This window comes from Vibrio sp. CDRSL-10 TSBA (assembly GCA_039696685.1).
In the GTDB taxonomy this organism is placed as follows: domain Bacteria; phylum Pseudomonadota; class Gammaproteobacteria; order Enterobacterales; family Vibrionaceae; genus Vibrio.
In genome coordinates, this window is record CP155566.1 from 2,884,750 (window position 1) to 2,910,869 (window position 26,120).

The following is a 26,120-nucleotide window of genomic DNA, read 5'->3' on the forward strand; positions in this document are numbered from 1 at the left end:
AGCTTTACTGCGAATCATTACCCTGCTGGATACGGCGCAGGGAACGCTCACGACGAGACTCTTCCCGGGTCAGATCCAACAATGTTTCTTCAATATAAGCTAAATGGGAATGAGACATTTCGCGCGCCTTTTCCGGCTGACCGCACACGATCGCATCCACGATATTAGCTCGGTGTTTACTTACTTTTTCCACCGCCTCGGGGCGGCGGCGTAATAATTTAAAATTCTGCAGAATATTTTGCTCAAGCAGGGGAGCCAGGCTGCGAACGATATGGAGCAACACCACGTTATGGGCAGCTTCTGTAATTGCTATCAGAAACTCCATCACCGTGGCCGATTCCTGTTCAACGTCCTTGGCATCCTGAAGTTCACCGATTCGTGCCACACAGGCCTGAATTCGGGCAAAATCTTCTTCCGTACCACGCAATGCCGCAAAATAGGCAGAAATGCCTTCCAGCGCGTGACGCGCTTCCAGCAGGTCCAGTTGGGTTTCCGAATGGACAGACAATAAATTTAGCAGAGGATCAGAAAAGCTTTTCCAGATGTTTTCGCTGACAAAAGTACCACCACCCTGACGACGGGTAAGCAGACGTTTTGCTTCCAGGCGCTGAATGGCTTCTCTGACTGAGGGGCGGGAAACATCAAACTGTTTAGCCAGTTCACGCTCCGGAGGCAGTTGTTGCCCGGGGGCCAATGTTCCTTCCACGATCAGCCGTTCTAACTCTTGCTCTATCACATCAGATAGCTTCGGCTGACGAATCCTTTGATAAGCCATAATTTATTGTTCTTCTACTCTTTATATTCTTGCTGGCAATTGGTAATACCAATTTCAAGTTGGGGCAGAAATTAACATAATTAAAACGTGACTGTCCAGTCAAAAATTGACCTAAGTCATAGAAGCCATCGCCCGCCAACACTTTGCTAACAAGGGCGCGCTATAACCGTAATAACATTGGTCATACCAATTACAAAAAACATACAGCGCAGAAATTAACCGTAAGTTACAACCATTCACAAAGTCGATATTTTCAGCAAAAATCCGCGTTAGCTCACAAAAAATGGATAAAAAAAGAGCGGCACACAATTTGGCCGCTCTTTTGTTTATTTTTTAACCAGTTATCACCCGGTAAATCGCCCTTTTCGCTCTATCTGGCTTCGAGGTGATCCACCATCAGTTGTAACGACTGGTTACCACGAAATTCATTGATATCCAGCTTGTAGGCCAGGCGCACTGTCTTGACTGAGGCATCCGGCCAGCGGCGCAGATCGACGTTAAACGCAATACCATCGATCATGATGTTGGTCGGATGGCCTTTATAGAGCGGCTCAAGCATCAGCTTAAGGTGCTTCTCGCCCACCAGCTTCTGGTGCAAGACTTTAAACTCACCTTCAAACACCGGCTCCGGAAATGCCTGCCCCCATGGCCCGCCCGCTCGCAACATCTCAGCCGTGTGCATCGAGAACTCTTCCGGCGTCAGCTCGCCGTCAGTCAGGATCACCCCTTTCAGCAACGCTTCATCGAGATCCTGACGCACTACCTGGTCAAACAGGCGGCTGAAACGCTCAAAATTCTTCTCTTCAATCGTCAGGCCCGCCGCCATCGCGTGGCCACCAAACTTGAGAATGACGCCCGGGTTCTGGGTATCAATTTTATCCAGCGCGTCGCGCATATGCAGGCCGGGAATCGAACGGCACGAACCTTTGATCAACCCATCGCCGCCATCGGCAAAAGCGATCACCGGACGATGGAACTGCTCTTTAATCCGCGATGCCAGAATGCCTATCACACCCTGGTGCCAGTCACGCTGGAACATGACCAGACCATGCGGAAGTTCACTGTCTTTACTGAACTGGAGCCGCTCACAGAACGCCATCGCCTCCTGCTTCATGCCCTCTTCGATCTCTTTACGGGTCTGGTTGAGCCCATCCAGCTCACTCGCCATGCGCCGTGCCGCATGAATGTTGTTACTCAGCAGCAGTTCAACCCCGAACGACATATCATCCAGACGACCCGCGGCGTTAATGCGCGGCCCAAGGGCAAAACCGAAGTCTGAAGCAACCAGTTTACGGGCATCGCGCTTGGCGACTTCAATCAGAGCCTGAATACCAGGCCGGGCCTTTCCGGCACGGATGCGCTGCAATCCCTGATGGACCAGAATGCGGTTATTGTCATCAAGCGGCACCACGTCAGCCACAGTGCCAAGTGCCACCAGGTCAATCAGCTCCATCAGTTTAGGCTCTGCCATACCCTGCTGGGCAAACCAGCCGCTTTTACGCATCTGCACACACAGCGCCATCATCAGATAAAACGCCACGCCCACCCCGGCTAATGCCTTGGACGGAAATGCGCAGCTTTGCAGATTCGGGTTCACCATGGCATCGGCCTCTGGCAAGGTCTGGCCCGGTAAATGGTGGTCAGTGACCAGCACCTGCAAGCCATGCTGCTTGGCAAAACGCACCCCTTCAATCGAGGAGACACCATTATCCACCGTCATGATCATTTCGGCGTTCATGGCCAGCGCCTGCTCTACCACTTCCGGGCTGAGTCCGTAGCCATCCTCAAACCGGTTCGGCACCAGATAATCGACATTACGACTGCCCAGCATACGCAGTGCCAGCACAGATAGTGCCGAGCTGGTTGCGCCATCCGCATCGAAATCACCGACAATAATGATGCGCTTCTGCTCACGGATGGCGTTAAACAGCAGCTCAACGGCTTTATCAATGCCATGCAAGTGCTGATAAGAGTGCAACGCCTTTGCCGCTTTTTCCAGCTGAGCGACATCGCTGATGCCACGGTTAAGATAAATACGGCGCAGCAGCGCAGGAATCGTGTCAGGCAGCAGCGACAGGTCCGGTTCTGGTCTTGGTTGAATTTCGATCATATGCAGTCAGGCCTGATAAATCAGGCCTGTATCCTTGGTTGTTCTTGATTAGATTTGTTGCAGACGTTGCAGCAGCTGGTCAGCCGGCAGATAGCCACCCACCATTTCACCGTTCGGCAGGAAAATAGCCGGTGTACCGCTGATACCGAGCTCGCGTCCCAGATTGTAATGTTGCTTGATGGTCTGCTTACACTGAGCGAGATCCTTTCCGGACACATCCAGCATCTCACGTTTGAGTTTCGCGTTGTGGATCGCCTGCTTCGGATCATCGCTGCACCAGATCGCGGCCATCTGCTCAGCCACCTGACCATCTGCCCCCTGACGCGGGAAACGCCAGATAACGAATGGTGATGCCAGCATCATTGTACTCTTTTAACTGGCTGTGCAGACGCACACAGTAGCCACAGGTGATGTCGGTAAACACAGTCACCACATACTTTTCATTATCAGCCTTAAACACAATCATGCTGTCTTCAAACTGGGCGATCTTTTTCGCATTGATTGGAGCCTGGCGCTGGGCCAGCACATCGCTGTAACCGCCGTTATCATCCAGCGCATATAAGGTGCCGGCAATAAAGTGTTTCGCATCCGGTGAGGCAAACAGCACACCGTTACCGGTCTGTACTTCAACCAGGCCAGCGACATCGGAGGGCACTACGTCCATCACTTGCAGCCCCAGCTTGGCAAAACGCTGTTCAAACAAGCTTTTATCAATTGAGCTCTGGCTGTCCGTGCCCGCCGCCAACGCCTGACCTGTCAGACTAAATACTGCCAGCAAGGACATCAGCAGCAGTGAAAACCGGTGTAGTAAATTCATAAAAAATCCTTTCTATCAAGCCCTTGGATGGTGCTCGCTATGTAGTTGTTTCAATCGTTCGGTCGCTACATGAGTATAAATTTGCGTGGTCGATAAGTCACTATGACCGAGTAACATCTGTACCACACGCAAGTCGGCGCCGTAGTTGAGCAAATGGGTCGCGAACGCGTGACGCAATACGTGCGGCGATAACAGTTTCTACGTCGATGCCGGCAATGATGGCGTAATGTTTAATCCGGTGCCAGAACGTCTGCCGCGTCATCTGCTGCGCACGCTTACTGGGAAACACCACATCTGAAGTCTGCTCGCCCAACAGATAAGACCGTCCCTGCGAGATAAAAGTTTCGATCCACTCAATGGCATTCTCGCCCATCGGCACCAGACGCTCTTTGCCGCCTTTACCAATCACCCGTACGACGCCCTGACGTAAGCTGATGTTTTCCATCGTCAGCGACACCAGTTCAGTCACACGCAGCCCGGTGGCATACAGCAGCTCGAGCATCGCTTTGTCACGCAGCTCAATCGGATCCTCCGGATTAGGCGCACTGAGCAGCGCATCCACCTGCTCTTCGCTCAGATCTTTGGGCAGCCGCTTGGGCAATTTAGGACTGACCAGCAAAGCACTGGGATCATCGCTGCGGATTTTTTCACGGTGCAGATACTGGAACAGGCGCCGGATCGCCGACAGCATGCGCGCGCGCGAGGTCTGTTTATAATCTTTATCCGCCAGCCAGCCCTGATACTCCTGCAGCCCGGATATACTGATGAAATCGAGACGATAATTGTGCGCTTCCATCCACTGCAGCAGTTTGGTTAAATCATTGCGGTATGACGCGAGTGTATTCTCAGATAAACCGCGCTCCATCCACATCGCATCAAGGAATTGTTCCACCAGTCCCTGATCGGGAGAAAAAGGCTCTGACATTGTCCTTCTCATCTTTTTTCTTTGTCTAAACCTAAGCTTAATACCATAAATGTCCGGCGATAGCAGGATATTCGCTGCACTCTTGGTTATTTTATGGTTAGAATTCCCCATTCCAGAGTAAAAATGAACGTGTAATTATGAAGATCGGTCTGTTCTACGGCTCCACCACCTGTTACACCGAAATGGCGGCGGAAAAAATGCGTGCTATTTTGGGTGAAGATCTGCTCGACATTCACAATGTGAAAGAGACCCCGCTCAGCTTCATGAGCGACTATGATTTGTTAATACTGGGCATCTCCACATGGGATTTCGGCGAAATCCAGGAAGACTGGAGTGAAATATGGGATCACATCGCTGGCGTTTCACTAACCGGCAAGTACGTCGCCTTGTTCGGCTTAGGCGATCAAGAAGGCTATGGCGAATGGTATCTCGATGCGATGGGCATGCTGCACGACGAGATCAAGAAGACCGGGGCGAACCTGATCGGCTACTGGCCGAATGATGACAGCTATCAGTTTGACGCTTCGAAAGCACTCACGGCAGACGGCAGTCAGTTTGTCGGCCTGGCACTGGATGAAGACTCACAATATGAACTGAGTGACGAACGCATCGCCACCTGGGTCGAGCAAATCCTGGTTGAGTATCAGCAGGCACTGTGATGACTGAGCGCCTGCCGCTTTGACATCGGTTATTGGCCGTTCAGCAGACGGCGAAATTTGGGCCAGTCAAACACCAGCCCCGGATCGGTTTTGCGTGCCGGGGCGATATACTGATGGCCGGTAATGCGCGGCAGCGTGATGGCAGGATAAGCCTGCATCAGCGCCTGGCTTAAGCGGGTCAGTGCCTGATACTGCGCCTCGCTATAAGCGACAAAGTCGCTCCCTTCCAGTTCAATCCCGATCGAGTAATCATTGCAACGCGTCCGCCCGGCAAAACTCGATTGACCGGCATGCCAGGCGCGCGCGCTGAATGGTACAAACTGCACCACCTCACCGTCACGTCGGATCAGACAGTGTGCGGATACCCCCATGTTATGGATCACGGCAAAGAAACGGATGCGCCTGCGGATCGAGGCTGCCGGTAAAAAACTGCTCAATATAAGGACCGCCAAACTGGCCGGGCGGCAGGCTGATGTTATGCACCACCAGCAGCGAAATATCCTGTGCATCACTGCGCTGATCAAAAAACGGCGACGGGACATGACGGGCATCGGCGTACCAGCCCTGGTCATCAATCATGATTCTACCTTTTGTCTGAAAAAGCCGGGTTACTGCCGACTATCTTAACCCTGTCGCGACAAAATGCGAGATTAAGGGCTGAATTTCAGCCGCACACATCGTATCATCCCCATCCCGGTTCAACTCACCCGAATGATTTGCGATGAAAGATACTCATAACAGCCAACAACGCCTTGATTACCTCAAACAGCAACTGCCACTGGAAATTACCCGTTCGGTTAGCGACACCCTGAAAGAAGATCTGGGAGGCACACTGGATCCGAATGCCGACATCACTGCCAGCCTGATTCCGGCCGACGTGCAGGGCAGCGCCACCATTATTACCCGCGAGCATGGTGTATTTTGCGGCCAGGCCTGGGCTGATGAAGTCTTTCGCCAATTAGGTGGTGAGGTCAAGATTGACTGGCACGTCCAGGATGGGGATAAAGTTGAACCGAACCAGAAACTCTGCTCACTGACCGGACCGGCGCGCATTCTGCTGACCGGTGAGCGCAGTGCGATGAACTTTATCCAGACCTTGTCCGGCTGTGCCACCACTACTGCCGAGTATGCTCAGGCTCTGCAGGGCACCGACTGCCGTCTGCTCGATACCCGTAAAACAGTGCCAGGTCTGCGCAGCGCACTGAAATATGCCGTGGCTTGCGGCGGCGGTTTCAACCACCGTATCGGCGTGTTTGACGCTTACCTGATTAAAGAGAACCACATTATCGCCTGTGGCGGTATCACTCAGGCCATCACCACCGCCAAACAGCTTAACCCGGGCAAACCGGTCGAAGTGGAAACAGAAAACCTTGATGAACTGCGTCTGGCCATTGAAGCTGGTGCTGACATCATCATGCTTGACAACTTCACCGTGCCGATGATGCGTGAAGCCGTGGCGATTAACGCAGGCCGTGCGGCGCTGGAAAATTCAGGCAATGTGACCATGCAAACCCTGCGCGAATACGCCGAAACCGGTGTCGATTACATTTCGGTCGGCGCCCTGACCAAGCACGTGCGGGCAATGGATTTGTCGATGCGTTTTGACTGATGAGGTTCCAGGGCTGCGCTTCTAGGATCCTAGGTCCTGAAAAGCCGCCTGCGTCACAAATAGGCTGCATACTGAATGTCTTACCAGTATGCAGCTTTTCTGACTTACTCGAAGCAGAATACTGCTTGTCTGTCACTCGATTCCCCCTCTTCTTACACTCAGCGCTCATCCATTCATACCCAGAGAGTGTTATGCAGCGTAAATTCACCGTTAAACCATCCGGCTTTACCCTGATCGAACTGATGATCGTGGTGGCCATTATCGGCGTTTCTTTCTGCCATCGGTGTTCCGGCCTATCAGAATTATGTCGCCAAGAGTGAACTGGCCACCGGTCTGGCTACCCTTAAATCTCTGCTCACCCCGGCCGAGCTCTACTGGCAGGAAAATGGATCGCTGGCCGACTTCACTCAATACCAGGACAACTCCCCGCTCGGAGAAGTGAGTGCACCACAAACCAATACCCTGCAGTTTACCTTTGATCAAGGTTCACTCAACGGCTCTTCTATCTTGTATACACGTCAGGATAGTGGCTGGCAGTGCAGCGTCAATCTGGCCTCGGACCTGACTCTCGATATTCCAAAAAGCTGTGCGGACAACCCGCAATGAGTACACAATTGCTCAGCCAGCTGCGTCAGGCCGGAGTCCTTGATGGCGAGCAGGAAACCGCCCTGCAGCGCCGGACGCAGAATCGCCATATCAGTGCGCCACAAGCTATTCTTGAGCAAGGCGTGCTGACCCCGGCCGAGCTCGGCCAGCAACTGAGTCGTCTGTTCAGCCTGCCACTGATTGAACTCGACGACTTTGATTACCCGGATTTGTGTCAGCAACTTGGTCTGAGCGAGCTGATCATTCGTTATCAGGCGCTGCCCCTGCAACGTGACAGCCGGGAGTTAACCCTGGCCGTATCGGATCCGGGCTGGCCACAAGCGGAAGAAGAGTTCTGTTTTGCCACCGGGCTGATGGTCAAACCGGTGCTGACTGATCAGCCCAGCCTGCAAGCGGCGATACGACGCCTGTATGGCGAGACACTCCCCAGCTATCATGCCGATCACCGTGAAGAAATCAGCCAGGAACAGCTCGCCGATTCAGTGCAGATTGCCGAAGATGAAGCCAATTATCAGCTGGATGTCAGTCAGGACGAAGCGCCGGTCAGCCGGTTCATTCATCAGGTCTTACTCGACGCGGTACGCAAACGGGCCTCAGATATCCATTTTGAACCTTATGAGTCGAGTTATCGCATCCGCATTCGCTGTGACGGCATCCTGATTCAGACCCAACAACCGGCCCCGCACCTCAGCCGCCGCCTGGCAGCGCGTCTGAAAATTCTTGCCAGGCTGGATATCGCCCAGCGCCGCCTGCCCCAAGACGGTCGGATCAAACTGCGCCTCAGTAATGACAGCGCGATTGACCTGCGAGTGTCCACGTTACCAACCTTATGGGGCGAGAAGATCGTACTGCGCCTGCTCGATAATCAGGCTCTGCCGCTCGAACTGGACCAGCTTGGTTACAGCGAGCAGCAAAAACTGTGCTATCTGAGTGCGCTGCACAAACCACAAGGCATGATCCTGATCACCGGACCTACCGGCAGCGGGAAGACCATCTCATTATACTGCGGGCTGCAGCAACTCAATCGTGAACAGCTCAATATCGCGACCGCAGAAGACCCGGTCGAGATTAACCTCAATGGGATTAACCAGGTCCAAGTCCAGCCGGCGATCGGATTTGGCTTTGCCCAGGCACTGCGTACATTTCTGCGTCAGGATCCGGATGTACTGATGGTGGGAGAGATCCGCGACCGCGAGACCGCAGACGTCGCACTCAAAGCAGCCCAGACCGGGCATCTGGTTCTGTCCACTCTGCATACCAATTCAGCCGCAGAAACTTTGATTCGTTTACTCAATATGGGTATTGAGCCTTTTAATCTGGCGTCGTCGCTGAATCTTATCGTGGCTCAGCGTCTGGTACGCCGCTTATGCCCGCAGTGTAAAATCGCCACCCGACTGACCCGGGAGCAGGCCGCTTCTCTTCACATGGAAAACCTCCATATAAAAAGTCTCCATATTGAGAGCCCTCATGCAGCAAGCTCTCAGGATCAGTCGACACAAGAGCAGCAGGCAACCGAGCAGCGTGAATTGATCACAGAAGCGGTGATCTTTGCTGCTAACCCGGACGGCTGTCCCCACTGTAATCGTGGCTATGCCGGGCGCACCGGTATCTATGAAATGCTGAGTGTTGACCCTGTCATTGCCGATGCACTGCTACAGCGTGCACCTCTGATGCAACTGGAGTCGCTGGCCTGTCAGCAGGGCATGCAGACTCTGCAGCAAGCCGGCTGTGAAAAACTGCTCGCCGGCCAGACCAGCTTGGCGGAACTGCAGCGGGTACTGGGTCTGGCGACCTGGTGAGCTTGAGCCGATGTCGAGCAGCAGATTACAACACTATCGTTGGCATGGCAGAGACAGTCAGGGCCAGATACAGCGCGGCAGCATGCTGGCCCGCAGCGAACACGAAGTCCGTGACAGCTTACAACGTCAGTCGATCCGGATTCGTTCGATTACCCCGCGTCCCGTGTCACTGCTCAGCCGCTATCGTCAACGCCTGAAACTCACGTGATATCACGTTATTGACCCGCCAGTTGGCCACTATGCTCGCCAGTGGCGTGGCGCTCTTGCCGGCGCTGCAACTGATTGCGGCCAATCATAACAAAGCGCCAGTATCAGCCTTGCTGCGCTCTATGCTACGTAGTCTGGAAAGCGGTATGCCGCTCTCAGCTGCGATGCAGGCCAGCGGACACGACTTTGACCGCTTATATTTGGATCTGCTGCGCAGCGGTGAATTGTCCGGAAACCTGGCGCCAATTCTGGAACGCCTGGCTCAGTATCGTGAAGCCAGTGAACAGCTGCGCGCCAAGGTTATCAAGGCGCTGCTCTACCCGACCATGGTGATCAACGTCGCCTTCGCTGTCACTTATCTGATGCTGACCTTAGTGATTCCGGAGTTTGAACGCTTGTTCGCCAATTTTGGCAGCGAGTTACCCTGGTTTACCCGCCAGGTAATCGCGGCCTCTCACTCACTGCAGACACTTGGTCCCTGGATGGTCGCCGCCGTGGCACTGAGCGCTGCTGGCGTCGGTAAAGCGCGCCAGGCTTACCCCGCACTGCGGCTCTGGCTCAGCCGCCATAGCACTCGTCTGCCGGTGCTCGGGCCACTGCTGTATAAAGCCGCTCTGGCCCGTTTCAGCCGCACTCTGTCGACCAGTCTCAGTTCGGGGCTGCCGCTGCTGACCAGCCTGAACTCTGCAGCTAAAACCTGTGGTCATACCCATCTCTCCCATGCTCTTGACCAGGTCGCACGTGATACGGCCTCCGGGATGGCCTTGCACCTGGCGATGCGTCACTGCCACACTTTTCCTGCGCTTATGCTGCAACTGGTGATGATAGGTGAAGAGTCCGGCACTCTGGATGAGATGCTGGCCCGAATTGCGTTGAGTTATGAAAATGAGGTCGACAACAGCGTTGATAATCTGGGGAAAATACTCGAACCGTTGCTGATTTTGCTGCTAGGAGGGGTGATTGGCAGTCTGGTGGTCGCAATGTATCTGCCAATCTTTAACTTGATGAGTGTATTAGGGTAGTATGGTTCTACATTATTGACTCACCGTCACAAAGGCTTACCGCATCCCCAATGGATATTTTTAACTATTACCCCTGGCTGTTTCCGGCCCTGGCCACACTGTTGGGGCTGATCATCGGCAGCTTTCTCAATGTCGTGATCTATCGACTGCCGCAAATCATGGAGCGCGAATGGCGCCAGGAGTGCGCCGAGTCTTTTCCGGAATATGGCATTGATCCCCCGCAGGGAACCCTGACGCTCAGTATCCCGCGTTCGACCTGTCCGCATTGCCGAACTCCGATTCGAATCCGTGATAATGTCCCGCTGCTGAGCTGGCTGTTGCTGCGTGGCAAATGTGCTCACTGCCGCCAGTCAATCAGTGCCCGTTATCCGCTAATTGAACTGCTCACCGCGCTGAGCAGTGGTTTTATTGCCCTACAGCTTGGTTTCAGCGTCTATAGCGTCGCTCTGCTTGGTTTTACTTATGTCCTGATTGCCGCCACCTTTATTGATTTCGATACCATGCTGCTGCCGGATCAGCTAACCCTGCCGCTGATGTGGGCCGGGATTAGCCTGGCGCTGTTGGGCGTCAGCCCTGTCAGCTTACAAACCGCGGTGATCGGCGCCATTGCCGGCTATCTGTGTCTGTGGTCGGTGTACTGGCTGTTTAAACTGCTGACCGGTAAAGAAGGCATGGGTTACGGTGACTTTAAACTGCTGGCCGCTCTCGGCGCCTGGCTAGGCTGGCAACAGCTGCCAATCATCATCCTGCTCTCATCAGTCATCGGCCTGATTTTCGGTCTGATTCAGCTGCGCCTGCAAAAACGCGGTATCGATAAGGCATTTCCGTTTGGCCCTTACCTGGCCATCTCCGGCTGGTTATGCATGATCTATGGCCAGCCGATCATCGCTTGGTATTTACACTCAGTATTAGGATGGTAACTATGCCGTTAGTCATCGGTTTAACTGGTGGTATCGCCAGTGGAAAAAGCACCGTCGCCAATCTGTTTGCCGAGCAGTTTGGGATTGATATCGTTGATGCCGATATTGTGGCGCGTCAGGTAGTGGAAAAAGGCACCCCCGGCCTAACTGCGATTCACGACCATTTTGGCGCGGCAGTGTTAAATCCGGACGGGACCCTCAACCGTGCCGCCCTGCGCGAGCGTATTTTCAGTAACGAAAATGAGAAGTTGTGGCTAAATAACCTGCTCCACCCGCTGATCCGTGAAAAAATGACACAGGATTTACGACAAGTGCACTCTCCTTATGCCTTACTTGTGGTTCCACTGTTAGTGGAAAACCAGCTACAGTCTATGGCAGACCGGATATTGGTGGTGGATGTCGACCAAGCGACACAAATCCAGCGCACCATGGCACGCGACGAGGTGTCCGAGCAGCAGGTGCGCGCTATCCTGGCGTCACAGGCCAGCCGTGAACAACGTTTAGCCTGTGCCGATGATGTGATTAAAAATGACGCAAAAAACCAGAAACTTTTGCCTCAAATCACAGAATTGCACCAAAAGTATCTAGCCATAAGCCGTACAAATCTGTGAGAATAAGTCCAAATAATCCAAGGCTAGTTTGATGACCACACATAAGTTTGAACATCCACTCAACGAAAAAACGCGCATTTATCTGCGTGTCGAGGCCCTGCTGAGTCAGATGGAGCAGGCGTCGCAATTCGGTGACGATATTCAACATCAGCTATTCTTCCGCTCTTTGTTTGATCTGCTGGAAATTTTTGAGCAGATTCAGCTCAAAAGTGAACTGGCCAAAGACGTTGAAAAACAGCGTCAGGTTTACCGCAACTGGCTTAATGTCGAAGGGGTCGATCAGGAGATGCTGCAGAGTCTGCTCAGCGAAGTCGACCATGCACATCGCAGCCTGATGGGCGCCGAAACGGTTCGGTCAGTCACTTAAGGAAGACCGTTTCCTGAGTGCGATTCGTCAGCGTTTTAACCTGCCTGGCGGCTCCTGCTGTTTTGATCTTCCGGCGCTGCATTACTGGCTGCATCTGCCACTCGAGCAGAAAATCCAGGATGCCAGACAATGGATCAAACCCTTACAACCCCTGGCCGATGCACTGAAACTGTGGTTAAAGCTGACCCGCGAAACCGGCAGTTTCCGCAATCGTGAAGCCAAAGCCGGTTTCTACCAAAGCGATGCGGAAGAAGCCAATATTCTGCGTCTGTCTATTCCACTTGAATACGGCGTGTACCCGATGATTTCGGGACATAAAAATCGCTTTGCGATCAAGTTTATCGAATTCAGCTCCGGACAGGCCAGCACCCAGAATATCGAATTTGATCTCGCGGTGTGCAGTTAATCTGCCCTGCGACCCAAGCAGTAAACAGGATACAAGATGTCAAAGAAACCCACAGTGGTAAAGTGCCCGCAATGTGGCGAAAGTGTTGAGTGGGGAGAGCAAAGCCCGCACCGTCCGTTCTGCAGCAAGAAATGCCAGATGATTGATTTTGGTGAATGGGCCGATGAAGAAAAATCCATTCCCGGTGCTCCGGACATGTCCGACAGTGACGGCTGGTCCGAAGACCAGTACTAAACCAAAGCAATGGTTAATCAGGTATAAAAAACAAGCCCCGCCAATGCGGGGCTTGTTTTTTATCAGCAACTCGTTGTCAAACTCACCCGACCTGCAGCCACACGGACTGAACGAGCGGCCGGGATAAAATTACTCTTCTTCCGAGCTGTCTGCTGTGCCGGAGTCCAGATCGATCCGGGTCACGCGCTGCAGACCACGTGGCAACAGACCGCCACGACGACCACGTTCACCGCGGTAATTTTCCAGATCAGCAGGCTTAAGTCCCAACTTACGCTTACCGGCATACAGGGTAATGGTGACATCTTTCGGCAAGGCCATCAGATGTGAGACCACCTCTTCCCGGGCCTTAGCTTTCGCGGCCGGAATATTGATGATCTTATTGCCCTTACCTTTGCTCAGTTGCGGCAGATCTTTAATCGGGAACAGCAACATCCGGCCCTGGTTGGTGATCGCCAGGATCTCATCATTATCGAGATCGTTGACCACCTGCGGCGCCATGATCTCCGAGTTTCTCCGGCAGATTAACCAGTGCTTTACCACTGCGGTTCTTCGACAACAGATCGGTACCTTTACACACGAAACCGTAACCGGCATCGGAACCGACCAGCCACAGCTGCTCTTCTTCACCCATGATCACCTGACGGATCGTGGTGCCCGGTGCCACATTCAGGCGACCGGTGATCGGTTCGCCCTGGCCGCGTGCTGATGGCAAGGTATGCGACTCAAGCGAGTAGCTGCGCCCGTCACTGCCAAGAAATACAGCCGGCTGGTTACTCTTACCACTGGCTTGTGCCAGATAGTTGTCGCCCGCTTTATAGTTGAGGCTTTCACCATCAACATCATGTCCTTTGGCGTGGCGAATCCAGCCTTTTTCAGACAACACGACCGTGATGGCTTCACTTGGCATCAGGTCACGTTCAGTCAGCGCTTTAGCTTCTTCACGTTCCACCAGCGGCGAGCGACGGTCATCACCGTATTTCTCGGCATCGGCTTTGAGTTCTTTCTTGAGCAAAGTGTTAAGGCGACGCTCGGAGCCGAGCAGCTCTTCAAGCTTGTTACGCTCTTTTTCCAGCTCATCCTGTTCGCCGCGGATTTTCATCTCTTCCAGCTTAGCCAGATGACGCAGTTTGGTATCGAGAATCGCATCAGCCTGAATCTCGGTAATGCCAAAACGCGCCATCAGCACAGCTTTCGGATCATCCTCATTACGGATGATTTCAATCACTTCATCCAGATTGAGGTAAGCGACCAGCAAACCTTCCAGGATGTGCAGACGGGCCAGCACTTTATCAAGACGGTGTTGCAGACGGGCACGCACCGTTTCACGACGAAACTGAATCCATTCATTCAGAATCGTCACCAGACCTTTAACCTGCGGACGGCTGTCGAGGCCAATCATGTTCAGGTTAACCCGGTAGCTTCGCTCCAGATCGGTCGAAGCAAACAGGTGATTCATCAGCGTATCGCAATCCACCCGGTTAGAACGCGGCACGATCACGATCCGGGTCGGGTTTTCATGATCCGACTCGTCACGCAGATCTTCCACCATCGGCAGTTTCTTGGCGCGCATCTGGTTGGCGATCTGCTCAAGCAGCTTGGCGCCGGAAACCTGGTGCGGCAGCGCGGTAATCACAATATCCGAGCTCTCTTTGTGCCACACCGCACGCATTTTGATACTGCCGCGACCGGTACGGTACACTTTTTCCAGATCGGCCTGCGGTGAGATGATCTCCGCTTCGGTCGGATAATCCGGTCCTTTCACATACTGCATCAGATCCGGCAGCGATGCTTTCGGGTTATCAATCAGGTGAATGGTGGCATCCGCCACCTCACGTACGTTGTGCGGCGGGATATCAGTTGCCATACCAACCGCGATACCAGTCACGCCATTGAGCAGAATATGCGGCAGGCGCGCCGGCAGCATTTTCGGTTCTTTCATGGTGCCGTCAAAGTTCGGCTGCCACTCGACCGTGCCCTGTCCCAGTTCGCTAAGCAGAACTTCGGCAAACTTTGATAATTTAGCTTCGGTGTAACGCATCGCCGCGAACGACTTCGGATCATCCGGCGCACCCCAGTTGCCCTGACCGTCAACCAGCGGGTAACGGTAAGAGAACGGCTGCGCCATCAGTACCATGGCTTCATAACAGGCCGAGTCACCGTGCGGGTGATATTTACCCAGCACGTCACCGACGGTACGCGCCGATTTCTTGTATTTCGCCGCAGCGGATAAGCCCAGCTCAGACATCGCATAAATAATACGACGCTGCACCGGCTTGAGGCCGTCACCGATGTACGGCAACGCCCGGTCCATGATTACGTACATGGAGTAGTTCAGATAAGCGTCTTCAGTGAACTTGCGCAGCGGCAGCTGCTCAACGCCATCATAAGTAATTTCGTTCGACATGGTTAAACCTCGACCTCAGCCTGATCGCCATAGTTTCTGCAGCCAGTTACGGCGGTCATCCGCGCGCTTCTTGCCCAGTAACATGTCCATCATCTCTTCTGTCGCTTTATCATCGTCTATGGTCAGTTGCACCAGACGGCGTGTGTTCGGATCCATGGTGGTTTCACGCAGCTGCAGCGGGTTCATCTCACCCAGACCTTTAAAGCGCTGCACGTTGATCTTGGCTTTCTTGTTTTTTAGCCGCTCCAGGATGGCATTTTTCTCATCATCATCCAGGGCATAAAACACCTCTTTACCACAGTCAATCCGGTACAGCGGCGGCATCGCCACATAGACGTGACCGGCACGAACCAGGGCCGGGAAATGACGAGTAAACAGCGCGCACAGCAGGGTCGCAATATGCAGACCATCCGAGTCCGCATCGGCCAGAATGCACACTTTACCGTAACGCAGCGCTTCCAGATTGTCGTTGTCCGGATCAATCCCCAGCGCGACGGAGATATCGTGCACTTCCTGTGATGCCAGCACCTGATCAGCAGACACTTCCCAGGTATTGAGAATTTTACCGCGCAGCGGCATGATGGCCTGGAACTCACGATCTCGCGCCTGTTTGGCACTGCCGCCGGCCGAGTCACCTTCCACCAGGAAGAGTTCGGTACGGCTGAGATCCTGCTGGGAACAGTCGGTCAGTTTGCCTGGTAAGGCCGGACCTGAGGCGACTTTCTTACGCACAACTTTCTTGCTGGCACGCATGCGGCGATGAGCATTAGCAATGCACACTTCCGCCAGCTGCTCCGCCAGTTGCGGCTTTTCGTTCAGCCACAGGCTGAACGCATCTTTCACCACTCCCGAAACAAACGAAGCGCTTTGACGCGATGAAAGTCGCTCTTTGGTCTGGCCGGCAAACTGCGGATCCTGCATTTTGATCGACAACACATAAGCACAGCGATCAAACACATCCTCACCGGTCAGCTTAACACCGCGAGGCAGCAGGTTGCGGAATTCACAGAACTCACGCATCGCATCCAGCAGACCCTGACGCAGGCCGTTGACATGCGTACCGCCCTGTGCGGTCGGGATCAGGTTAACGTAACTTTCTGTGGTCAGCTCGCCACCTTCCGGCAGCCAGATCACCGCCCAGGTTGCCGCTTCGGTTTCCGCTTTGAATTCGCCGGTAAACGGCTGCTCCGGCATCAGCGGATAGCCTTTCACCGCATCCGCCAGATAATCCTTCAGCCCGTCTTCATAAAACCAGCGGTGTTCGTTGTTGTTCACCTTGTCGCTGAAAGTAATTTCCAGCCCTGGACACAGCACCGCTTTAGCGCGCAGATTATTAATCAGGCGGGTGACGGAGAAATTAGCCGAGTCAAAATACTTGGCATCCGGCCAGAAGTGGACACTGGTACCACGGTTGCGGCGGCCACAGGTGCCGGTGACCGTCAGATCAGAGACTTTATCACCATGTTCAAACGCAATTTCATACACCTGGCCGTCACGGCGCACGGTGACTTCCACCCGTTTGGACAGGGCGTTCACTACCGAGATCCCTACCCCGTGCAGGCCACCGGAGAACTGATAGTTTTTGTTGGAAAACTTACCACCGGCGTGAAGTTTGCTCATGATGAGCTCAACCCCGGACACTTTCTCTTCCGGGTGAATATCCACCGGCATACCACGACCGTCATCAATCACTTCCAGCGATTGATCGGCATGCAGGATCACTTGTACCTTAGAGGCATATCCGGCCAACGCTTCATCAACACTGTTGTCAATGACTTCCTGCCCAAGGTGGTTCGGGCGCGTGGTCTCCGTATACATCCCAGGTCTGCGACGTACTGGTTCTAAGCCATTAAGAAACCTCAATGGCTCCAGCATTATATTGTTCAGTCATAATACGGAATGCTTTTATCGATAAATGATTCGTAACTTTACAACTCATTTGTGAACGCTGGATTTTTGATGAAATGACCGGCTATTTGCCGCATTTTCCAGCGTTATAAATAAGAAAAGTCCAAAGGAAACATAGTCTGGAAGAGGCTTACTGATGTCAAGCGACATCAGTAAGTATCAAGTAAAATTATGACTCTTCCCTCAATGAAAAGATCAGAGATTTAAGAATTGGAGGATTTGCGCCGGGTAACGCTCAAAATCGACAAAACTGTGGTCGCCGCCCGGCTCCACGGTCTGTTTGGCAGCGTGAAATTTTGCCACGGCCTGGCGATAATCCAGCACTTCATCTTCAGTTTGCTGCAGCAGCCAGAAATCCTGCGGCTGACGCAGAGTCGCGACGTCCAAAGCCTTCAGTTCATCAATGTGGGCTTCGGTCAGCACGTAACGCTGCTTGGTGTACATATTCTCCTGCTCACCAAGAAAATCCACCAGCAGCTCATACGGGCGTACCGCCGGATTAACCAGCACGGCTCGAAACCCGAACTGCTGATTGAGCCAGGTAGAAAAATAGCCGCCCAGAGAGCTGCCGACCAGGCCAATCTGATAGTCGTGACGATACTGCTCCACCACTTGCAGCAGATGCTGCGCCGCCTGGTGCGGAAAGCATGGCAACTCAGGCACCACGACTTTGATGTCAGGGCGCTGCGTCGCACAATAATTCGCCATAACCTGCGCTTTATGCGACAACGGTGAGCTGTTAAAACCGTGGATGTACATCAGCAATGACGGACGTTGACTCATATCAGTAACCACCTGAAGTGAAGTCCGGCAAAAATACCCCCTGCGCCAGGCGTTTAACCTGAGTTGTCACTTCACCATTGGCATGCAGCTCTAGTTCACGCCAGCCCGGCGGGCGCTGATCAACGGCAAAATCATCCGAGTTCGGTTTGAACTGCACACAAGTGGATGGTGTCGCCATCACCCGTACGCCCAGATGCCTGCGATCCATATCCTGATGGACATGCCCGCACAGCACTGCTTTCACATTGCGGTGACGCTCAACCACCTGCCAGAAACAGATGACTGTCTTTCAGAGTATGTTGATCCAGCCAGGCACTACCCACCAGTAATGGATGATGATGAAGTAAAACCAGAGTAAAACGGTCCGGATGGGCGCTCAGTTTGCTGTCCAGCAACGCAAGCTGCTGATCGCTGAGACGGCCATGCGGCACACCCACTACCTGTGAATCCAGCAAAATCATCTGCCAATGATGGCCCAGCAACACATGCTCGACCGCATGCACCTGTGATACGGGCGGAACCGTATTCATGTTCGGTTTGTAATCATGATTCCCCGGTAGCCAGAAACAGGTTTTACCCAGTGGCGCGATGCCCTGAGTAAAACGCAGGTAGGATTCAGTGCTGTGATCCTGGGAAATATCCCCGGTAGCCAGAATGGCATCAAACTCGACCTTTTGCGCGATAATTTCCGCCACCACAGCACGAAAGCTGTCGGCAGTATTAACGCTCAGCAAGCTGCCATCATCGGGCGCAAAAAGGTGCGTATCTGTAATCTGAACCAGCTTTATGCTGTCGGAATTATCTAAACTGGGCGACACGTTCAAAGTCTATAAACCTAATGCTATTGATTAATGTTGATGGGAGCACGGCTGATACCTCGCTTGAGACAAAAGGTCAGCCAATCGCCCAGAAAACGGTTAATTTGTGCTTTCTCATCTTTTTGCAACATTTTCTCGTTCGGGTAGTCATATTTGGCCTGCACCCGGACAAGTTTATCTGTGGTCAGCACTTCTGCGACGCGAGCATCGTGGTACAGCCTGACAGACATGGTTGGTAATGGAAATATTGAGATATCATCACTTTGACAGATCTCCACCAAAGTTGTGTACTTTGTGACCTCCAGCACTTGCAACTGGTAAGCCTGGTGAGCGGCCTGGTAACAGCGCACGTCACCGACGTCCGGCTGCGCGGGCAGCAAGGCGTTCAACTTGGCGTAGTTCGTTTCATAAGTCCGCATCAGTTCTGGTAAATCAACATGATACGTCTTTTTTAATGCTGTCAATTGTGCCATTTCGTTTGCAACTGCTCGTAGTTTAACTCCAACCATTGCAGTGCGATGATCGAGGCACCGTTTTCAATCCGGCCCTCACGCACCAGCTGGTACGCCTGCGTGCGGCTCATCACATGCACTTTGATATCTTCACCTTCATAGTCTAAACCATGTACGCCACCGGCCAGTGAAGCATCGACTTCACCTACGTAGACATCCAGTTTTTCAGAACATCCCCCGGCTGACGGATAGTACGACGTAATGGTTTCAATTCTTTTGACCGAGATCCCAGCTTCTTCCTCTGCTTCGCGCCGCACCACCTGTTCGGCGCTCTCGTCGCGATCAATGATGCCGGCGACGATTTCCAGTTGCCATGGCTGGGAATGTTCTAATGCACCCACCCGGATCTGCTCAATAATTACCACCTGGTCGCGAACCGGATCATACGGTAACATAGCAGCCGCATGGCCACGCTCAAACATTTCCCTTTCAATGACCGGACTCCATCCGCCTTGAAATAATCGATGCTTGAACCGATACTTCACCATTCGGAAAAATCCTTGGAACAGTGTCTCACGTGAGACAACGTCAACGTCATCGGGCGTAAATGCTCCCTGTGGCTGGTCAGACTGTTGCATTAGTAACCTCTCTTAATCAATCTTATAGTTTACTCATGAATTTTTCTTACTTCCAAGGACATTGCTCAACTTTTTATACAAAAATTGTACTCATAGTTAAGTCGGCAAGCGATTTTTATTGCACAATTGGACAGCTAAGTGTAAAAAGTGCAAAGTTTCGAGTGAAATACCAGCAATTTGGGTTACACTCTCGTGAGCGTAACTCCTTTCATATTCAGGCAGGAATAGGACCAATGAAAAAACTGCTTCCTTTTTTGATTAGTGCAACGTTAGGCAGCCTGAGTACCTCTGTACTCGCTGACGACCTTGCGCAAATTTACGACCAAGCAAAACAGAACGATCCTCAACTGCTGAGTGCAGCGGCACAACGTGATTCAGCCTTTGAAGCGATTAACTCCAGTCGTAGCTCACTGCTACCTCAGATTAATCTGACCGCGGGTTACAACCTGAACCGCAGCGATGTTGATGCACGTGACAGCGACAGCCTGACCGCCGGCGTAGGTTTTTCACAACAACTGTACAACCGTTCCAGCTGGATTTCTCTGGACACTACTGAGAAGCAAGCCCGTCAGGCCGACGCTCAGTATGCAGACGCGCAGCAAAGCCTGATTCTGCGGGTGGCACAAGCTTACTTCGACGTGCTCAGCGCCCAGGATACTCTGGAGTTTGTACGCGCCGAGAAAGCCGCGGTTGGCCGTCAGCTTGAACAAACCAAACAACGTTTTGAAGTGGGCTTGTCGGCAATTACCGACGTACATGATGCTCAGGCGCAATATGACACCGTGCTGGCCGATGAAGTGCTGGCAAACAATGACCTGATCAACAGCTACGAAGCACTGCGTGAAATTACCGGTCAGGAGCACACTAACCTGAGCATCCTGGATACCGCGCGTTTCTCAACCAGCCGTACGGCAGAATCAATGAATACTCTGCTTGAACAGGCGCAGGAGAAAAACCTGTCACTGCTGTCAGCACGTATTGCTCAGGACGTAGCCAAAGATAACATCGACCTTGCCAGTGCCGGCCACTTGCCGACGCTGACCCTGGACGGCGGTTATAACTATAGCCGTGAGTACAATGATAATTACAGCAGCTACGATGCGTACCACGAGAAACAACGATTTCAATATCGGCGTTAACCTCAACGTACCGCTGTACACCGGTGGTAACACCACGTCTCTGACTAAACAGGCGCAATACCAATACGTCTCAGCCAGTCAGGATCTGGAAGCCACTTACCGTGGCGTCGTGACCGATGTCCGTGCATCAAACAACAACATCAATGCCGCTATCGGTTCGATTCGCGCGTATGAGCAGTCTGTGATTTCTGCTCAGTCCGCTCTGGATGCGACCGAAGCCGGTTTTGATGTCGGTACCCGTACCATTGTAGACGTACTGGATGCGACCCGTACTCTGTACAACGTTAAACGCAACCTGTCAGATGCACGTTACAACTACATCCTGAGCGTACTGCAACTGCGCCAGGCTGTCGGTGTACTGAGCGAGCAAGACGTAATTGACGTCAATGCTGGTCTGAAAGCAATCAAATAAGCAGGCTTACCGGCCCACTAAGCCGGTACAAAGCGATCAAAAAAGGGCTCAGATGAGCCCTTTTTATTTTGGCCCGGCATGCCGGGCCAAGGTTGCATCGATCAATGTCAGTCTGACAAGATCAATGCCAATCTGACAGATTCGGCCGTCAGCCGCGTCCGCCTTTGATCGCTGCGATGATTTCTGAAGTGGAGCAGCCATCTTCAAAGTTGAGCACTTTCACTTCACCGCCCGCCGCAATCACTTCTTTACCACCGGCAATCTCTTCCGGCTGGTAATCGCCGCCTTTGACCAGAAGATCCGGCAACACCTGAGAAATCAGACGCTGCGGAGTATCTTCGCTAAACGGCACCACCCAGTCGACCGCACCTAAACCTGCCAGTACCGCCATACGACGTTCGGTCGGGTTTACCGGACGCGCCGGACCCTTGAGACGTTTGACCGAATCATCGGTGTTGACGGCCACAATCAGGCGATCGCCAAGTTCAGCGGCATGGTTAAGATAAGAGACATGGCCAGCATGCAGAATGTCAAAGCAGCCATTGGTCATCACCACTTTTTCACCCCGCGCCTGGGCTTTTTTCACTGCCGCGATCAGCGCGTTTTCTTCAATCACGCCGTAGTCAGTATCTTTGCTGCCATGCACGGCTTCAGCCAGTTCAATAGTAGAAACGGTTGACGTACCCAGTTTACCGACCACCACACCGGCTGCAGCGTTGGCCAGGGCACACGCTTCATCCAGCGCCTTACCGGCGGCTACTGATGCGGCCAGAAACAGAGATGACCGTATCGCCGGCACCCGTCACGTCATACACTTCTTTGGCCTGAGTCGGCAGATGGAACGGCGCCATGCCGCGACGCAGCAGCGTCATACCATGTTCACTGCGCGTAACCAGCAATGCATCCAGGTCAAACTGTTCAATCAGACCTAAGCCTTTTTCCACCAGATCTTCATTCGATTTGACTTTACCCACCACCTGCTCGAATTCAGCCATGTTCGGGGTCAAAAGAGTCGCGCCGCGGTAACGTTCAAAATCAGCGCCCTTAGGATCGATAAACACCGGCACACCGGCAGCACGGGCACGCTGGATAAACCGCTGCACATGCTCGAGCGCGCCTTTGGCGTAATCGGACAGGATAACGGCATTGACGCTGGCCAAAGTGTTGTCCATGCGTGACAGGATCAGCTCCGCATCGGTATTTTCAAATTTGTCTTCAAAGTCGAGACGAATCAACTGCTGCCCACGGCTCAGGACACGCAGCTTGGTGATGGTCGGATAGTCCGGCAATGCAACAAAATCACAGTTCACTTTCAGGGCGGTCAGTTTATCTGCCAGCACCTGAGCCGGTTCATCCATGCCTGTTAAACCAATAATATGCGCCTGACCGCCGAGTGATGCGATATTCATCGCCACGTTTGCTGCCCCACCCGGACGCTCTTCGTTATGTTCTACTTTTACTACCGGCACTGGCGCCTCTGGTGAGATACGACCTGCCGGACCATGCCAATAGCGGTCCAGCATCACATCACCAATGATTAATACCCCAGCGTCACTGTAGTCAGGTAGGATTGGTTTCATTATGGATCTCCAATATTTATCACTGGGCGAAGTTTATCACACTGTGCCAACTAAAGAAGCCACTGCGCCCAAACCCGTGTTACCCAATCGCGCTCTGCCACAAATTTACTTTCACTGACATCCGCATCCTGATTCAGCAAGTTACGATGATGGATCTGATCACGCATGCTGGTGTAAGCCTGAGTCAGCACCTGTGCCTGACTTTCATCCAGCACACCTTGATTGAGCAGGGATTCAAAAATACGCACATTATCCGACCAGCGCGTCAGCTTGGGCTTATCATGGCTGTAGCGCAGCACCAGATACTGGGCCAGGAACTCAATGTCGGTGATGCCGCCGGCATCCTGCTTGAGCATAAAGCGGCCCGGCTTCTTACCCCCGAGGTGATCGCGCATTTTCTGGCGCATCTCGACCACCTGCTGCTTCAACGTCGCTTCATCACGCGGCAGCGACAATATCGCATGCCGCGTGGCCGCGAAACGCCTGCTGCAGCGGTGTGTCACCGTAAATCATCCGCGCTCTGACCAAAGCCTGATGCTCCCAGGTCCAGGCATCCTGACGCTGATACTCTTCAAACGCATCAACCGGGCTGACCAGCAGGCCGGAAGCGCCGGACGGACGTAAACGGGTATCGACTTCATACAGAATGCCGGACGCTGTGCGGGTGGAGAAAATATGAATCACACGCTGAGCGAGACGCAGATAGAACTGACGACCATCGATCTCTTTGACGCCGTCGGTGTAAACATCAACCGGACAGTCATGCAAAAATACAATGTCGAGATCTGAGTTGTAGCCCAGCTCCCAGCCACCGACCTTACCATAGCCGACCACAGCAAAACCTTTACCGTCACGCTCACTGAGATGGGTTGGTTCGCCATATTTCGCGCTGACCTGGAGCCAAGCCTGATGAATCACCGCCTCAACAATCGCTTCGGCCAGATAGGTTAAGTGATCACTCACTTTCATCACCGGCAACACATCAGCAATGTCAGCGGCTGCAATCTTAAGAATACAGATCTGCTTGAACTGACGCAGCGCCTCCATCTGCTGCTCCATATCGTCTTCCGGAATCCGGGCGAGGAAATCACGCAGCTCCGTTTTATAGGCATCGAGCGCAATCGGGTTATACAAATGCTGCGGGTCAATCAGCTCATCAAGCAGAATCGGATAACGCGCCAGTTGTTCGGAAATCATCGGACTGGCGGTACACAGCCGCACCAGTTGGGTCAGAGCTGCCGGATGCTCATCGAGCAGTTCCAGATAGGTGGTACGGGTTGCAATACTGCGCAGCAAAGTCAGCACCCGCGCCAGACCGAATTCGGCATCCGGGTGAGCAAATATTGCCTGGTAAACTTTGGGCATCAGCCGGTTAAGCACTTCACGGCCGCGCGGCCCCAGGGTGCGCTTATCCAGATCCTGTTTAAACTGGATTAACGTAGCGGCGACACTGGCCGGCTCAGAGCGGGCCAGATCCTGCTCGACAATCAGGGGGATCACTTCCGGATGATTGGCCATATCCCACAATTCATGGAAATGAGCCGCCAAGTTATCTTCTTCGTCCTCTTCTTCACCGATCAAGTCGCTGAACACCGCATGGACACGGCTCATCTGCAGCTGCACTTCATCCAGCAGCAGTTGCCAGGAGGCAAAGCCCATCGCTACCGCGAGGCGCAGCTGATCATCGGCCTTATCCGGCAGCGTTTGAGTCTGTTTATCCGCCAGGGCCTGGAGCAGGTTCTCCAGCCGGCGCAGAAAACGGTAGGCTTCGGTCAGCTGCTGTACTTCCGGTTCACCAAGCAGCTGCAATTCACCAATGGCCTGCAGGGTTTCCAATAAACCGCGATGACGCAGGGCCGGCTCGCGGCCGCCACGAATGAGCTGAAACACCTGAGCAATAAACTCCACTTCGCGGATACCACCGGCACCCAGCTTGATGTTGTTACTCAGCCCGCGACGGCGCACCTCGCTTTTGATCATCGACTTCATGCGGCGCAGTGACTGAATTGCGCTGAAATCGATGTAACGACGAAACACAAACGGACGCAGCATCTGGCGCAGTTTCCTGATACTGGGAATACATTTCGCGCCCCATCACCCGGGCTTTGACCATGGCGTAGCGTTCCCAGTCTCGTCCCTGCTCCTGATAGTAATCTTCCAGAGCGGCGTAGCTCATCACCAGCGGGCCACTTTCACCAAACGGACGTAAACGCATGTCGACCCGGTAACAGAAACCGTCAAAGGTCTGCTGATCCAGCATCTTGATAATACGCTGGCCAAGACGGGTGAAAAACTGGGCATTGGCAATCGAACGGCGCGCGCCCTGGGTCTCCCCGTTTTCCGGATAGGTAAAGATAAGATCGATATCAGAAGAGAAATTGAGCTCTTTGCCGCCCAGTTTACCCATGCCGATAATCAGCATCGGCTGTGCTTCACCGGCTGCATTACACGGTGTGCCCCACTCACGACAACAAATATCGTACTGCCACTGATAAGTTTCAAAAATCAGCGCTTCAGCTAACTGCGACAAATGCTCCAGACTCTCATCCAGGCTCCATTGACTGAGAAAATCGCGCCAGGCAATCACCACCATTTCCCGGTTACGAAACTGACGCAGTACGCGCTGGCCGCTGGTCTCATCATGGCATTCACTGAGCAGAGCCTGCAAACGGGGCCGATAATGCTCAGCGCGCTGCGCTTCACTGAGCAGCGTTGGCAGTTGCAGGCATAACGCGCTATCACGCAGCAGAGTATCAGCCACAAACTGGCTAAAGCCGAGCACGGCTTTGAGCTGTTGAGTCAGCTCAGGGCTCCACTCGGACACTTCCGGCGTTTGCTGAAGCAGCTGTTGATACTGGTGCTCGGCATGAGCCTCAAGCTTGGGCGGCAATTGCATGATTCATCCTTGTGATCTGTGAC

Annotated in this window: 13 protein-coding genes and 11 pseudogenes; 11 read left to right on the top strand and 13 right to left on the bottom strand. The window is 53.2% G+C overall.

Translation table 11 applies throughout. From position 1 onward, the window contains the following. Positions 1-4 precede the first annotated feature (4 nt). The 4 genes and pseudogenes from pdhR to xerD form a co-directional block, all read right to left on the bottom strand. Positions 5-775 (bottom strand): pyruvate dehydrogenase complex transcriptional repressor PdhR, encoded by a 771-nt coding sequence (pdhR, locus tag ABDK09_21070; GenBank protein ID XAW89257.1) that lies wholly within the window; start codon positions 773-775, stop codon positions 5-7. Positions 776-1,145: 370 nt separating this feature from the next. After that, complete coding sequence (gene recJ / locus ABDK09_21075) at positions 1,146-2,885, bottom strand: single-stranded-DNA-specific exonuclease RecJ (GenBank protein XAW89258.1); 1,740 nt, start codon at positions 2,883-2,885, stop codon at positions 1,146-1,148. A gap of 48 nt (positions 2,886-2,933) precedes the next feature. After that, positions 2,934-3,702 (bottom strand): annotated as a pseudogene (dsbC, locus tag ABDK09_21080) (bifunctional protein-disulfide isomerase/oxidoreductase DsbC). A 15-nt stretch (positions 3,703-3,717) separates the two neighbouring features. After that, a pseudogene (gene xerD, locus ABDK09_21085) lies at positions 3,718-4,627 on the bottom strand (site-specific tyrosine recombinase XerD). Positions 4,628-4,764: 137 nt separating this feature from the next. Here xerD and fldB point away from each other — a divergent pair. Then, positions 4,765-5,286, top strand: coding sequence for a flavodoxin FldB (fldB, locus tag ABDK09_21090; protein ID XAW89259.1), 522 nt, complete (start codon positions 4,765-4,767; stop codon positions 5,284-5,286). Positions 5,287-5,315: 29 nt separating this feature from the next. Here fldB and ampD read toward each other — a convergent pair. Then, a pseudogene (gene ampD / locus ABDK09_21095) lies at positions 5,316-5,865 on the bottom strand (1,6-anhydro-N-acetylmuramyl-L-alanine amidase AmpD). A gap of 142 nt (positions 5,866-6,007) precedes the next feature. Here ampD and nadC point away from each other — a divergent pair. From nadC to yacG, 9 genes and pseudogenes are all read left to right on the top strand, one after another. Beyond that, on the top strand, positions 6,008-6,895 hold the full coding sequence (nadC, locus tag ABDK09_21100) for a carboxylating nicotinate-nucleotide diphosphorylase (protein ID XAW89260.1): 888 nt from the start codon (positions 6,008-6,010) through the stop codon (positions 6,893-6,895). A 191-nt stretch (positions 6,896-7,086) separates the two neighbouring features. Beyond that, positions 7,087-7,215: a prepilin-type N-terminal cleavage/methylation domain-containing protein gene (locus ABDK09_21105; GenBank protein ID XAW89261.1), complete on the top strand. Its 129-nt coding sequence runs from the start codon at positions 7,087-7,089 to the stop codon at positions 7,213-7,215. A 31-nt stretch (positions 7,216-7,246) separates the two neighbouring features. Then, positions 7,247-7,501, top strand: a complete 255-nt coding sequence (locus ABDK09_21110; GenBank protein ID XAW90794.1) for a hypothetical protein — start codon at positions 7,247-7,249, stop codon at positions 7,499-7,501. Then, positions 7,498-9,300 carry an ATPase, T2SS/T4P/T4SS family gene (locus tag ABDK09_21115; GenBank protein XAW89262.1) on the top strand — a complete coding sequence of 601 codons (1,803 nt, stop codon included), beginning with the start codon at positions 7,498-7,500 and terminating at the stop codon, positions 9,298-9,300. The genes ABDK09_21110 and ABDK09_21115 overlap by 4 nt, the downstream gene beginning before the upstream one ends. 10 nt (positions 9,301-9,310) lie before the next feature. Then, positions 9,311-10,529 (top strand): annotated as a pseudogene (locus ABDK09_21120) (type II secretion system F family protein). A gap of 50 nt (positions 10,530-10,579) precedes the next feature. Next, positions 10,580-11,449, top strand: a complete 870-nt coding sequence (locus ABDK09_21125; GenBank protein XAW89263.1) for an A24 family peptidase — start codon at positions 10,580-10,582, stop codon at positions 11,447-11,449. Between the two features lie 2 nt (positions 11,450-11,451). Next, positions 11,452-12,060: a dephospho-CoA kinase gene (coaE, locus tag ABDK09_21130; GenBank protein ID XAW89264.1), complete on the top strand. Its 609-nt coding sequence runs from the start codon at positions 11,452-11,454 to the stop codon at positions 12,058-12,060. Positions 12,061-12,091: 31 nt separating this feature from the next. Next, positions 12,092-12,833 (top strand): annotated as a pseudogene (gene zapD / locus ABDK09_21135) (cell division protein ZapD). Positions 12,834-12,869: 36 nt separating this feature from the next. Then, entirely contained in the window at positions 12,870-13,067 is a 198-nt protein-coding gene (yacG, locus tag ABDK09_21140) for a DNA gyrase inhibitor YacG (protein ID XAW89265.1), read from the top strand. Between the two features lie 129 nt (positions 13,068-13,196). On the opposite strand, the pseudogene parC reads toward yacG, so the two are convergent. From parC to nudF, 6 genes and pseudogenes are all read right to left on the bottom strand, one after another. After that, positions 13,197-15,471: pseudogene (gene parC / locus ABDK09_21145) on the bottom strand (DNA topoisomerase IV subunit A). A 2-nt stretch (positions 15,472-15,473) separates the two neighbouring features. Further along, positions 15,474-17,362, bottom strand: a pseudogene (gene parE / locus ABDK09_21150) (DNA topoisomerase IV subunit B). Between the two features lie 212 nt (positions 17,363-17,574). Beyond that, positions 17,575-18,162, bottom strand: a complete 588-nt coding sequence (yqiA, locus tag ABDK09_21155) for an esterase YqiA (protein ID XAW89266.1) — start codon at positions 18,160-18,162, stop codon at positions 17,575-17,577. A gap of 1 nt (position 18,163) precedes the next feature. Next, positions 18,164-18,980 (bottom strand): annotated as a pseudogene (cpdA, locus tag ABDK09_21160) (3',5'-cyclic-AMP phosphodiesterase). 23 nt (positions 18,981-19,003) lie between these two features. Beyond that, positions 19,004-19,453 (bottom strand): DUF1249 family protein, encoded by a 450-nt coding sequence (locus ABDK09_21165; protein XAW89267.1) that lies wholly within the window; start codon positions 19,451-19,453, stop codon positions 19,004-19,006. Beyond that, on the bottom strand, positions 19,441-20,070 hold the full coding sequence (gene nudF / locus ABDK09_21170) for an ADP-ribose diphosphatase (protein XAW89268.1): 630 nt from the start codon (positions 20,068-20,070) through the stop codon (positions 19,441-19,443). Before nudF ends, ABDK09_21165 begins: the two co-directional genes overlap by 13 nt. Positions 20,071-20,303: 233 nt before the next feature. On the opposite strand from nudF, the pseudogene tolC reads away from it, so the two are divergent. Further along, positions 20,304-21,621: pseudogene (tolC, locus tag ABDK09_21175) on the top strand (outer membrane channel protein TolC). Positions 21,622-21,769: 148 nt separating this feature from the next. On the opposite strand, the pseudogene hldE reads toward tolC, so the two are convergent. Continuing rightward, positions 21,770-23,201, bottom strand: a pseudogene (gene hldE / locus ABDK09_21180) (bifunctional D-glycero-beta-D-manno-heptose-7-phosphate kinase/D-glycero-beta-D-manno-heptose 1-phosphate adenylyltransferase HldE). A gap of 50 nt (positions 23,202-23,251) precedes the next feature. Then, positions 23,252-26,097, bottom strand: a pseudogene (glnE, locus tag ABDK09_21185) (bifunctional [glutamate--ammonia ligase]-adenylyl-L-tyrosine phosphorylase/[glutamate--ammonia-ligase] adenylyltransferase). Positions 26,098-26,120: the final 23 nt, after the last annotated feature.